At 66.1% G+C, this 12,438-nt stretch carries 9 protein-coding genes; 6 read left to right on the forward strand and 3 right to left on the reverse strand.

The features are described from left to right. Positions 1-10: 10 nt before the first annotated feature. From D769_RS07135 to D769_RS07150, 4 genes are all read left to right on the forward strand, one after another. Entirely contained in the window at positions 11-1,318 is a 1,308-nt protein-coding gene (locus tag D769_RS07135) for a dicarboxylate/amino acid:cation symporter (RefSeq protein ID WP_008643565.1), read from the forward strand. Between the two features lie 242 nt (positions 1,319-1,560). Then, complete coding sequence (locus tag D769_RS07140; protein WP_035881509.1) at positions 1,561-3,429, forward strand: ATP-binding protein; 1,869 nt, start codon at positions 1,561-1,563, stop codon at positions 3,427-3,429. Beyond that, on the forward strand, positions 3,419-4,795 hold the full coding sequence (locus D769_RS07145) for a sigma-54 dependent transcriptional regulator (RefSeq protein WP_008643567.1): 1,377 nt from the start codon (positions 3,419-3,421) through the stop codon (positions 4,793-4,795). Before D769_RS07140 ends, D769_RS07145 begins: the two co-directional genes overlap by 11 nt. Positions 4,796-5,278: 483 nt before the next feature. Next, positions 5,279-5,878, forward strand: coding sequence for a helix-turn-helix domain-containing protein (locus D769_RS07150; protein WP_035881507.1), 600 nt, complete (start codon positions 5,279-5,281; stop codon positions 5,876-5,878). 102 nt (positions 5,879-5,980) lie between these two features. Here the strand turns inward: D769_RS07150 and D769_RS07155 are convergent, their stop codons facing one another. The 3 genes from D769_RS07155 to D769_RS07165 form a co-directional block, all read right to left on the reverse strand. Continuing rightward, positions 5,981-7,054, reverse strand: coding sequence for an ornithine cyclodeaminase (locus D769_RS07155; RefSeq protein WP_234706938.1), 1,074 nt, complete (start codon positions 7,052-7,054; stop codon positions 5,981-5,983). 39 nt (positions 7,055-7,093) lie between these two features. Beyond that, positions 7,094-7,972 carry an arginine deiminase-related protein gene (locus D769_RS07160; protein ID WP_008643573.1) on the reverse strand — a complete coding sequence of 293 codons (879 nt, stop codon included), beginning with the start codon at positions 7,970-7,972 and terminating at the stop codon, positions 7,094-7,096. A 156-nt stretch (positions 7,973-8,128) separates the two neighbouring features. After that, a complete protein-coding gene (locus D769_RS07165) occupies positions 8,129-9,922 on the reverse strand; it encodes a chloride channel protein (RefSeq protein ID WP_008643574.1) in 1,794 nt (597 codons plus the stop codon). A gap of 166 nt (positions 9,923-10,088) precedes the next feature. Here D769_RS07165 and D769_RS07170 point away from each other — a divergent pair, with 166 nt between their 5' ends. Together D769_RS07170 and D769_RS07175 are read left to right on the forward strand one after the other, a co-directional pair. Then, positions 10,089-11,219, forward strand: coding sequence for an HPP family protein (locus tag D769_RS07170; RefSeq protein WP_035881444.1), 1,131 nt, complete (start codon positions 10,089-10,091; stop codon positions 11,217-11,219). 86 nt (positions 11,220-11,305) lie between these two features. Continuing rightward, positions 11,306-12,409: an AI-2E family transporter gene (locus tag D769_RS07175; protein ID WP_008643578.1), complete on the forward strand. Its 1,104-nt coding sequence runs from the start codon at positions 11,306-11,308 to the stop codon at positions 12,407-12,409. The last annotated feature ends 29 nt before the right edge of the window (positions 12,410-12,438 follow it).

Raw genomic sequence — 12,438 nt, forward strand, 5'->3', positions numbered from 1 at the left:
TGTACCCACGATGACAAAACGACTGCCAACCCTGATCTTCGTCGCGATGCTGCTAGGCGTGCTCGTCGGCGCTGCCGTGCACAACATGTCGCCGGACGCCGCAACCGCGAAGTCGATCGCCGATCACCTGTCGATCCTGACCGACGTGTTCCTGCGGATGATCAAGATGATCATCGGCCCGCTGGTGTTCGCCACACTGGTTTCCGGCATTGCCAGCATGGGCGACGGCAAGACCGTCGGCCGCATCGGCCTGAAGGCGATGGCCTGGTTCATGGCCGCGTCGATCACGTCGCTGCTGCTGGGCCTGCTGATGGCCAACCTGCTGGCCCCGGGCCACGGCATGAACCTGCCGCTGCCGGCCGCCGACGCCGCGTCGAACCTGAAGACCGGCGCGCTGAACCTGCGCGACTTCATCGCCCACATGTTCCCGAAGAGCTTCGTGGAAGCGATGGCCACCAACGAAGTGCTGCAGATCGTGGTGTTCTCGCTGTTCTTCGGCTTCGCGCTGGGTACCCTCAAGGACGGCGTGGGCAAGCCCGTGCTGGCCGGTATCGATGGCCTGGGCCACATCATGCTCAAGGTCACCAACTACGTGATGGCCTTCGCGCCGCTGGGCGTGTTCGGCGCCGTCTCCGCCGTGATCTCGGCACAGGGCCTGGGCGTGCTGGTGGTCTACGCCAAGCTGCTGGGCAGCGTGTACGCGGCGCTGGCGCTGCTGTGGCTGGCACTGATCGCGGGTGGCTACTTCTTCCTGGGTCGTGACGTCTTCCGCCTGATGCGCACGCTGCGCGCGCCGCTGATGATCGGCTTCGCCACGGCCAGCAGCGAATCGGCCTACCCGAAGGTGATCGACCAGCTCACGCGCTTCGGCGTCAAGCCGCGCATCACGAACTTCGTGCTGCCGCTGGGCTACTCGTTCAACCTTGACGGCTCGATCATGTACACCTCCTTTGCCGCCCTGTTCGTGGCGCAGGTGTATGGGATCCAGCTTTCGCTGACCCAGCAGATCACCATGCTGCTGGTGCTGCTGGTCACCAGCAAGGGCATCGCCGGCGTGCCGCGCGCCTCGCTGGTGGTGGTAGCCGCCGTTCTGCCGATGTTCGGCCTGCCCGAAGCCGGCATCCTGCTCGTCCTCGGTATCGACCATATCCTCGATATGGGCCGGACCGTGACCAATGTGCTTGGCAATGCCATTGCCACGACCGTCGTCGCCAAAAGCGAAGGCGCGATCGGCGCGCCGGAACTCTCCGAGGAGGCAGACACCTCCGAGGACAGCAATGCCGGCCTGACACCCGCTCAGGTCCTGGCGAGCAAGTAGGTTATTGCTCCCAGGCGTGCCAGGGCCCGGTTGCCGATCAGGTAACCGGGCCTTTTTGCTTTTTGGCGGCTGTAACGCCGGGTGTGGTAAAACGTCGCCTTGCCGATGGCTCGCATCACCCGAATGCGTGAAAGCATTCGATAAATGCCTCATACAGCACTCATTGGCGCCCGTATCACCGATTCCGCATGATTGCCCCCCTTGAATCCATCCCCGTTCCCGGCCAGTCCGAGGGCGGCGGTATGCCCTCGCCATGGCGTCGCGTCGCGCCGTTCGTCGCCCTGCTCGCGCTGGCCGCCCTGGTCACGCTGGCCGGGTGGCTCGGCTATCGCTATACGTACGACACCGCGCTGGCCCGCCAGGCCGAGCGCGGCCAGGTGCAGCTGCGGCTCTACGCCCAGGCGCTGGAAAGCGAATTGGCGCGCTACGACTACGTGCCGAGCCTGCTGTCGCTGGACGCGCGGATCGACGGGCTGCTGCGCGAGCCGGGCGATCCCGCACGCGTGGCGCAGGCCAATGCCTATCTGGCATCGCTGAACATCCGCGCCGGCACGCGCGTGGTCTATGTGCTCGACGCCCACGGCAAGGTGCTGGCAACGAGCAACTACCAGCGCCCCGACAGCTACCTGGGCGAAGACCTGAGCTTCCGCCCCTATTTCCGCACGGCCATCGACGGCCAGCTCGGGCGCTTCTACGGCGTGGGCACCACGCGCAGCGAATCCGGCTACTACCTGTCCGCGCCGCTCGGCGACCGTGACCGGCCTCAGGGCGTGGCCGTGGTCAAGATCGGCCTCGAACCGCTGGAGAACCGCTGGCAGGGCAACGACAGCCAGATGCTGCTGGCCGACGAGAATGGCGTGGTGATCCTGGCCTCCGACCCGTCATGGAAGCTGGCCGCCTTGCGGCCGCTCTCCGCCGACCAACGCGCGAAGCTGGACCGCAGCCTGCAGTACAACCGCGCGCCGTTGCCGCAACTGGAACTGTCCAAAGTCCGCGCGCTCGGCAGCGGCCCGGCCGAGGGCGGCGACGCGCTGATGCGTCTGCGCCAGGGCCCGCCAATGCTGGCCCAGCATCTGGCGCTGGCGGGCACGGACTGGAATCTCACCCTGCTCACCAACACCTCCCAGGCACGCGTGGCCGCGCTCAACAGTGCCGCGCTGGCCGGCGTGCTGGCGGCCTTCGTGCTGCTGCTTGCCGCTGCATGGAACGTGCGGCGGCGCATCATCAGCGAGCGACTGGCCGCGCGCGCCGCGCTGGAAGCGGCCAACAGCGAACTCGAGCGCAAGGTGGCCGAGCGCACCGCCGATCTGTCCGCCAGCAACCAGCAGCTTCACGCCGAAGTGGCCGAACGGATCCGCACCGAGACGGTGTTGCGACAGGCCCAGGACGGCCTGATGCAGGCGGGCAAGCTCGCCGCTGTAGGCCAGATGTCGGCCGGCATCGCGCACGAACTGAACCAGCCTTTGACCGCGCTGCGCACACTGTCCGGCAACACGGGCAAGTTCCTGGAGCGCGGCGACTACGAGACAGTGCAGCACAACCTGGACAAGATCGTCGGACTGGTGGAGCGGATGGGTCGCATCACGGGCGCGCTCAAGTCGTTCGCCCGCAATCCGTCGGCAAGCCAGCGCAGCGTGGCGCATCTGGGCGACGCGGTCGAAAACGCGCTGTTCCTGCTGGAAACGCGTGTGACGGCCGTGGCGCCGCGCATCGAGCGCCAGATCGACCCGCACCTGGCCGTGGCCTGCGATCCGAACCGCCTCGAACAGGTGCTGGTCAACCTGATCGGCAATGCGCTCGACGCGCTGCGCGATCGCCCCGATCCCCTGCTGTCGTTGCACGCCTACGAGACCGGCGAAAACGGTGGCATGGTGCATCTGACGGTGCGGGACAACGGCCCGGGCCTCTCCGAAGCCGCGTTCGCGAAGCTGTTCGAACCGTTCTTCACCACCAAACCCGCGGGCGAAGGGCTCGGCCTTGGACTCACCCTGTCCGCCGGCATCCTCAACGAGAACGGCGGCAACCTGAGCGCGATCAATCACCCCGATGGCGGCGCCTGCTTCACGCTGGCACTGCCGCAGGCGCGCGAGACACTTCGCCATGTCCGCTAACCCGATCGAAGCGCCCCTGAACGCCGAGGCAACGAGCCCCGTGCTGACCGTGCTCATTGTCGAGGACGACGCCGACGTGCGGCTCGGCTGCGAACAGGCGCTGCGCCTCGAAGGCATTGCCACACGCGCGGTAGGCAGCGCCGAAGCCGCGCTGCGTGAGGTCGATACCGGCTACGCGGGCATTGTCGTCAGCGATATCAACCTGCCGGGATCGGACGGCATGGCGCTGCTGCGCGAACTCGCGTCGCGCGATGCCGCGCTGCCCGTCATCATGATCACCGGCCATGGCGATATCACGCTGGCCGTGCAGGCCATGAAACAGGGCGCCTACGATTTCATCGAGAAGCCGTTCTCGCCCGAACGGCTCGTGGCCACTTGCCGGCGCGCGCTGGAGAAGCGTCGCCTGGCACTCGAGGTGGCAGACCTGCGAGCCCGGCTGGCGGGGCAGGAATCGCTCTCCGCGCGCCTGATCGGTCATTCGCCCGCCATCGAGCGCCTGCGCCAGATGATCACCGGCCTCGGCAACACGACCGCGAGCGTGCTGATTCATGGTGAGACCGGCACCGGCAAGGAACTGGTGGCACGCTGCCTGCACGAAGCCAGCGCGCGGCGGGCGCGGCATTTCGTGCCGATCAATTGCGGCGGGCTGCCCGAGCAACTGTTCGAATCCGAGATCTTCGGCCATGAGGCCGGCGCGTTCACGGGTGCGGCCAAACGCCGCATCGGCAAGATCGAACACGCTGAAGGCGGCACGCTGTTTCTCGACGAAATCGAGAGCATGCCGATGCAGATGCAGATCAAGCTGCTGCGCGTGTTGCAGGAGCGTGTGGTGGAGCGGCTGGGCTCGAATCAAGCGGTGCAGGTCAACACGCGCGTGGTGGCGGCCACCAAGGCCGATCTACGCGCGGCGGCCGAATTGGGCCAGTTCCGCGCCGATCTCTATTACCGTCTCAATGTCGTCACGCTTGAGCTTCCGCCGTTGCGAGAGCGCCGGGAAGACATCCCGCTGCTGTTCGAGCACTTCGTCGCGCAGGCCGCGCTGCGATTCGAACGCGAGGCGATACCGCCCACGCCAGCCGAGATGGCCGGATTGATGGCCTACCCGTGGCCCGGCAACGTGCGCGAGTTGCGCAACCTGGCCGAGCGCCACGTGCTGGGGCTGGGATGCCGGCCAGGAGAAGGCGGACACGATATGGCGCCACCCGCGGCCTTGCCGCTGGCGCAGGCGGTAGAACAGTTCGAACGTGCACTGATAGCAGACGCGCTGCGCCGCCATGATGGAAATCTGACACGCGCCGGCGAGTCGCTCGGCATTGCCAAGACCACTCTTTTCGACAAGGTCCGCAAGTACGGACTTTCGTCATGAGAATGTGGCAACTTACAAAATGCCGTTTTGATGGGAACTGGCGACCACGCGGGGAGTCTCTGCAATCGTCATGTGAAGAACGTCTGATACATATCGCAACATGATCTTTGCACTCACCTGTCCACGCGATCCGCGCAGCGTACGTTAAACGACAAAAGTGTGACGTCAGTCATGACTCTGGCTGTGACGAGTGCGTATCAAGGGGCCATACTAGTGACGTTTTCGCAGAGATGCGATTTGATGGTGTAGACAGGTACCAGGCAGCACAAGACTGCAGGCACCGAAAACGTGCACGGCATCCTGTAGCCGTTGTCATGTCACGTAGCAAATGCAAAAGCAACAAAGACCAGCCGGGGAGCGGGTCGCACGCATCAGGGTCAGTAAAAATTCGACAGCCCGGTATTTAACCGGCGTGGCGTGTCCGAAGGCGCCACGGCGTGCGCGTTGCGCGCCGAGCTGCTGATCGATACTACGGGTGATTGGATGAAACTGGATCCAGAACTGGCTGAAAAGCCATACTACAGCACGCGCACCGCAGCAAAACTCCTGAACGTCTCGTTGGGCACCGTCCAGAAGATGGTCGAACGGGGTGAGCTTGGCGCCTGGAAAACCAACGGCGGCCACCGCCGTATCCACAAGGAAACGGTGCACCGCTTGCTCGCCAGCCGGTCCGTGCCCGACGCGGCAATGGAGCACGACCTCGATCTGCTGGTCTTCCATCCGAACCATGTGGAAGCGCAACGCATCAGCGCGCAGCTTGGCAAATGGTCGTTGCCGCTCAAAAGCCAGGTGCTCGAAGACGTGGTGGACACGGTGATCACATCGGTCGATTCACGTCCGCGCGTGGTGCTTTACTACGTTGAAGAACTCAATGACGCGCAATCGGCGACGATCGAGAAGCTGCAGAATTTCTTCTCGCGCCAGCACGTGGTCTTCGCGGTAATCACGAACCGCCAGGCCTACGACGGCGTGGCTGACGCGCTCCAGCAATGGGGCATCATGGTGTTCCTCAAGACACCGTCGCTGGAAGAGATCAAGGGATTTCTGCGCGCCCAACTGATGATGGGGCGCGTGGGCGCCTGACCCGCCTGATTCCCGATACGACAACGGCCCGGACGCAAGTCCGGGCCGTTGTGCCATTGGGCGCGCCAATTGTCACGGCATGCGCCTGGCGTTGGCGATGCCTCACGCCAGGGCGACGGCCTTCCCGGGAACATCGCTCATCGCACCGGGTATGGCGATATCCGGCTTCATCATCCATCCGTAGAGATCGCGCGGATCTGGCGGCAAGGCCACAAGCTCGATGAACTGGCCCGCGTGATGCGCGATGGCCGCCGCATGGAGCCAGCGAAGCGCCGAGTAGTCTTCCAGCGCGAAACCGACAGAATCGAAGATCGTCACGTCATCCGCACTGGCACGCCCCGGCACCGCGCCCGACAACACTTGCCACAGCTCACTGACCGGTGCCTCCGGCCACTGCTGGATCTCTCCTTCGATGCGCGACTGCGGCGCGTACTCCACCATGATCCGCGCGCGATGCAGGATGTCGACGTGCAGCTCGGTTTTGCCCGGGCAATCCCCCCCCACGGCGTTGAGATGCATCCCCGGCCGGATCATGTCCGGTGTCAGGATCGTTGCGCGGGTCTTGTCCGCCGTTACCGTGGTGACGATATCGGCACCGTCGAGCGCCTCTCGCACCGAACGTGTCGGCACGATGCTCAGCCCCGGCACAGCCGCGAGGTTGCGCATCAGCCGTGCGGTGGCATGCGAGTCGATGTCGAAGGCGCGTACCGTCTCGATACCGAGGCCTGCATGGAAGGCCAGCGACTGGAATTCGGCCTGGGCGCCGTTGCCGATCAACGCCATGGTCCGCACGCCGGGCCGCGCCATGGCGCGCGCGGCGAGCACCGATGTCGCCGCGGTGCGCAAGGCCGTGGCCAGCGTGAGATCGGCCAGCAGCAACGGGAATCCGGTCTCCACTTCGGCCAGCATGCCGCACGCCATCACCGTTGGCAGCGCGTGTCGCGCGTTGCGCGGATGTCCGTTGACGTACTTGAACGCGAACTGGACGCCATCGCTGACAGGCATCAGCTCTATCACGCCCACCGATGAATGGCTGGCCAGCCGTGCCGACTTCTCGAACGCATCCCAGCGCAGGAAATCCTGCCGCACACAGTCCGCCATCTGCATGATGGCCACCGGGACACCGATGCGCCGCACCAGCGCCGCAACGTCACCGGCATCCAGGAATCGCGTCATCCCGGTTTCTTTCAGTGCGTGCTTCATGCTCGACTCCTTTCATGCCGCGACCGCACGCCGCACGGACGTGCTGACGCGGTCCAGACGCAACGTCATGCAATACGCACCACCGCCCGACATCATGTACGGCGACAGATCCACCTCGAGCACCCGATAGCCGCGACTGCCCAGCTCGGTACGCAGATGCGGCGTGGTGCGCGTCATCACGACGGTGTCGCCGCGATTGACCGCGTTCACGCTGAAATGCCGCAGGTCGTCCTCGGTGGCCTCGATGCGCTGCGCGGCCGGAACGCGCGCGCGAATCTCGCGCAGCGCGGCAGGACTGAAGGCGGGTGGGTAGTACAGGACTTCGCCGCCGGCCAGGGGGCAGAAGCAGACGTCGAGGTGATAGCTCTGTTCGGTGGCAAGCTCCAGCGCCACGACTTCCTGACCGAAGTGGCGCGCCATCGCATCGGCGGCTTCACGGGAGGAACGCGGTCCGAAGCCGGCCCAGAAGTGGCCACGCGACGCATCCCAGATGCAGTCGCCCGCGCCTTCCTGATAGCAACCCTCGGGCAGCGTCTCGACGCTGTCGATCAGGCCGCGCGCGCGCAGGTCTTCGAATATCGCGGCGAACGGCGCCTCCTCGCCACGCCGCTGCGGATAGCGAAAGCGCGCCAGCACGGCCTTGCCATCGAGCACGACAGCCGCGTTGGCCGGGAACACCATGTCGGGTTGACCCGGCGCGCCTTCCATGACTTCAACCTGAAATCCGGCCGTGCCGAGCGCTTCCCGCAGGGCGTCGAACGACGCCATCGCGTGCCGATGCATGCCACGCGGGTCGCGTGCCCACGCCCCGGGGTCCATCCAGGGATTGATGCTGTAGGAAACGTCGTAGAAGGTGGGGGCTACCAGGAGGATGGTCGGGCAGTCTGTCACGGTGGGGGCTCCTTGATTTCACTCTCGTGTTCGGTGAGTGAATTCTGGTGCCCTCGCACGTCAAAAAACAGCTAACAAACTGACCAGATTGCTATCCTTCGTAGCCGATATGCGAAGCAACTGTGCACAAAATGCCAGCGGAACAGCCGACCCCTGCTACACGGTGCGGCCAAGCGCCTTTATCGCCATCCCGCGCAACCGCTCACGCTGGGTTTCCTCGTGCAGCACGTGGCTGCTGGGCGCCATCAGGTCGCGCAGCGACACAATGCCCACCAGCCGCATCGTGGTCTCGTCCTCGACCACTGGCAGCCTGGCCACGCTGAGTTCGGCCATACGTCCGGCGGCGGCGCGACCGGTCTGTGCGGGCAACAGCACGGCCGGGCCGGCGTTCGGATTTGCGGCATCGGCAAGCAGATCGCCACAGGTCAGTCCGGCATCGTCGCCGGCATGTGCCGCGACAATTGCCGCGCGCTGGAGCATACCGATCACCCTGCCGTCCCGGAGCACCGGATAGGCGCGATGCGCGGCATGATCACCGAAGTATCGCGGCAGTGCCTCGGTGACCGGCAGGCTGGCGTCGATCGACACCACGTCCCGCGTCATCAGTTCGCCCACATGCGCGCGCTCCAGCGGATCGACGCCGTACTCGCGATAGATATGCAGCCCGCGGCGCGCGATCTTCTCGGTCATGATCGAGCGCTTCATCGTCAGCACCGAGAAGCCGTAGGCCACGGCCGTCGTCAGCAGCAGCGGCAACAGCGCCTCGCTATCGTGCGTCAGGCCGAAGGCGAACACGATGGCCGTCAGCGGCGCGCCGAGCACGCTGCCAAGCACACCGGCCATGCAGACCAGCGCCCACAGGCCCGGCGATCCGCCCGGCAGCATCGGCGCCAGCACCACGCCAAGCCCCGCGCCAAGCATCAGCAACGGGGCCAGTACCCCGCCCGAGGTGCCCGAGCCGAGCGCGGCGATCCAGATCACCGCCTTGACGGCCAGCAGCGCCACCGCCGCTTCCACGAGCAGGCGGTTGTTGAGCAGGTCGCCGATCACGTCGTAGCCCACGCCGAGCGCGCGCGGCTCGAAATAGCCGCCGATCCCGACCACCAGGCCACCGATGGCCGGCCACCACATCCAGTGCAGGCGCAGATGGTCGAATGCATCCTCGGTGCGATACAGCGCGAGCGTGAGCCCAGCGCCAAGCACGCCGCACAGCAGCCCCGCCAGCACGCATGACCCGAGCGCCAGCGTGCTGGCCGGCGCGGTCTGCAGCGGAAACAGCGGCCCCGCTTCGAACACGAACGGCCGCAGGAACCCGGCCACGGCGCAGGCCAGCGCCACGGGCAGCAGGCTGCGCGGGCGCAGTTCGAACAGCAGCAGTTCGATGGCCAGGAGGACGGCCGCCACGGGCGTGCCGAAGATCGCCGTCATGCCTGCGCAGGCACCGGATACGAGCAGCGTCTTGCGCTCGGCCGCCGTCAGGTGCAGGTACTGCGCCAGCAGCGAGGCGATCGAGCCGCCGGTCATGATGATCGGCCCTTCCGCCCCGAACGGGCCGCCGCTGCCGATCACGATGCCCGACGACAACGGCTTGAGCACCGCTACCTTCGGCGACATCTTGCTCTTGCCGAACAGCACCGCCTCGATCGCCTCTGGAATGCCGTGGCCGCGGATCTTGTCGCTGCCATAGCGCGCCATCAGGCCGACGATCAACCCGCCGATCGCAGGCACCACGATCACCCAGGGGCCCAGCGTGTGTCCAGCCGGCGAGCGATCGGCAAACGACAGCGTCTGGAAGAAGAACAGGTTGGTGAAGAAGTGGATCAGATTGACCAGCACATAGGCGGCGCCGGTGCTGATGGCACCGATGCCTAGCGCGATGGCAGCCAGCATGGGCAGGCGGCCATTGACGGCGTAGTCGCGTTTTTCGACGGTGTGAACTTCCGTATGCATGAGCGGGGGCGGTTTCTTTTCCGGCAGGATTGCCGGCCGGCGGAATATATCACGCCATGATATATTGGCGGGCCTCGCTCCTGTAGCGTGGTACGCTGCGACGCGCCCCGCGCACAGCAAAAACGCCCCCGTTGCGCCCCCAACGCCCCAACCGCCCCCGCTTTCGATGCCAGCAGCATTCGACTTATCCACTTCCGTTGCCGGAACACGTGCGTGGTTACGCACTTTCGTCCCCATGCCCATCGCGGCGAGCCGCCGCGAGCGCATCAAGAGCTGCATCGGCGCGCTGATCGGCCTGTTCCTCACGGAATGGATCTGCCGCCACTTCCTGCAGGGCTTCAACCCGTGGTTCGTGGCGCCGATGGGCGCGTCGGCAGTGCTGCTGTTCGCCGTGCCGGCCAGTCCGCTGGCACAGCCGTGGTCGATCATCGGCGGCAACCTCGTGGCCGCCACGGTCGGCGTGGCCTGCGCGCGCTGGATTCCGGAGCCGGGGCTGGCCGCCGGCGTGGCCGTCGCGGTGGCCATCGCACTGATGTTCCAGCTTCGCTGCGTGCACCCGCCCAGCGGCGCAGTGGCGATCACCGCCGTGTTTGGCGGACCTGCCGTGCAGGCGCTCGGTTTCGGCTTCGTGGTGGCGCCGGTCGCGATCAACTCGGCGCTGCTGCTCCTGACGGCGCTGGCGTTCAATAACCTCATGCAGCGGCGCTATCCGCACCGGCCGCCCGAGCCGCCCTCGCAGCACCTGACCAAGGATGTGCCGCCCAGCCGGCGCGTGGGCTTCACACGCGCGGACCTGGATGCAGTGCTGGCTGCACGCGGTGAATTCCTGGACATCGAGGAAGACGATCTCGAGGCGATCCTGGTGGCCGCCGAACTGCGTGCCTACTCGCGCCGCTTCGGCGACGTGCGCTGCAGCGACATCATGTCGCGCGACGTCGTGGCCGTGCGCCCCGGCCAGCGCGCGGCCGATGCCGCCGCGCTGCTGGCGCGCCACCACATCAAGGCGCTACCTGTGGTGGACGGCAATCGCCGCCTGCTCGGTATCGTGACGCAGAGCGATTTCTTCCGCGCGCATCGTTCGAACTCGCGCCGTGCCAACGGCACCGTGCGCGATCTGATGACGCGCGTGGTGGTGACCGCGCATGTCGACCAGCCGATGGTGGAACTGGCGCACGCGTTCTCCGATGGCGGGCTGCACCATGTGCCCGTGGTCGATGGAGACCGGCACGTCGTGGGCATGGTGACCCAGTCGGATCTGGTAGCCGCCCTGCTGCGCCGGGACACCACCGCAAACTGAGTGATCGAGGGGAAACCCGGACGGCTCATCGAATTCCGCTATGCTATCGGCGTTCTTATAAAGTGGACGCCCCTGGCCCGCCAAAGATGAGTTCCGGACAACTGATTGAGAAGCTGGCTGCCGTATTCGCGCTGATCGTCCTGATCGGCGGCTCGCTGCTCGTACTCGCGCCATTCGCCACGGCCCTGCTGTGGGGCGCGATCCTCGCCTACAGCTCCTGGCACCCCTATACCGTGCTGACGCGCTGGCTCGGCAACCGCCGCGGCCTGGCCGCGCTGATTTGCGTGCTGATCGCCACCGTGATCGTGCTCGGGCCGTTCGTCTACGCTGGCGCCAGCTTCTCGGCGCACATCGACGAACTGACCGCGCTGGTCAATCGCTATACCGAACACGGTATCCCGCAACTGCCGGACTGGCTCAGCAGCCTGCCGTTCGTTGGCCCGCAGATCGAATCGGCCTGGAACAAGGTCATCACTGCCGACTCCGAAACCGTGGCCAGCCTGCGCAAGCTGATTGCGCCGGTGGGACACGCGCTGCTCGGCGCTGGCCTGTCGATCGGAGCCGGTCTCGGCCAGCTCGCGCTGTCGATCGTACTGGCGTTTTTCTTCTATACCGGCGGCGAATTGGCCGTGGACTGGGTACGCGGCGGCATGCGCCGTGTGTCCGGCGACCGGGCCGACCACTTGCTGTCACTGGCCGGCAGTACGGTCAAGGGCGTGGTCTACGGCGTGCTCGGCACCGCTTTTGTGCAAGCGGTGCTGGCCGGCATCGGGTTCTGGATCGCTGGCGTGCCCGGCGCCGCGATTCTCGGCTTCATCACGTTCTTCCTTTCCGTCGTGCCGATGGGCCCGCCGCTGGCCTGGATTCCCGCCGCGTTGTGGCTCTATCACACCGGCGAGACGGGCTGGGCGATCTTCATGGTGGTCTGGGGCGCCGCAGTGGTCGGCATGGCCGACAACGTCATCAAGCCGCTGCTCATCAGCAAGGGCACCGGCCTGCCGCTCATCTGGATCATGATGGGCGTGCTGGGCGGCGCGCTGGCCTTCGGCTTCCTGGGCGTCTTCATCGGGCCAACCGTGCTGGCAGTGGCGTACGCGCTGCTGCGCGACTGGACCATCGGCAACCAGGAACGCGCGAGCGTGACCGCCGTCACGGCGCCGCCGCCGTCCCAACTGACCCCGGATGCCTGAGCACCACGGCCCTGCGGCGTCGGCGTCCG

This window comes from Cupriavidus sp. HMR-1, from assembly GCF_000319775.1.
GTDB lineage: Bacteria > Pseudomonadota > Gammaproteobacteria > Burkholderiales > Burkholderiaceae > Cupriavidus > Cupriavidus metallidurans.

Bases quoted from the DNA above. Each gene is read 5' to 3' on its own strand.
- D769_RS07135 (WP_008643565.1), top strand. From the start codon at position 11: ATGACAAAACGACTGCCAACCCTGATCTTCGTCGCGATGCTGCTAGGC.
- D769_RS07140 (WP_035881509.1), top strand. From the start codon at position 1,561: ATGCCCTCGCCATGGCGTCGCGTCGCGCCGTTCGTCGCCCTGCTCGCG.
- D769_RS07145 (WP_008643567.1), top strand. From the start codon at position 3,419: ATGTCCGCTAACCCGATCGAAGCGCCCCTGAACGCCGAGGCAACGAGC.
- D769_RS07150 (WP_035881507.1), top strand. From the start codon at position 5,279: ATGAAACTGGATCCAGAACTGGCTGAAAAGCCATACTACAGCACGCGC.
- D769_RS07155 (WP_234706938.1), bottom strand. From the start codon at position 7,054: ATGACGCGATTCCTGGATGCCGGTGACGTTGCGGCGCTGGTGCGGCGC.
- D769_RS07165 (WP_008643574.1), bottom strand. From the start codon at position 9,922: ATGCATACGGAAGTTCACACCGTCGAAAAACGCGACTACGCCGTCAAT.
- D769_RS07170 (WP_035881444.1), top strand. From the start codon at position 10,089: ATGCCAGCAGCATTCGACTTATCCACTTCCGTTGCCGGAACACGTGCG.
- D769_RS07175 (WP_008643578.1), top strand. From the start codon at position 11,306: ATGAGTTCCGGACAACTGATTGAGAAGCTGGCTGCCGTATTCGCGCTG.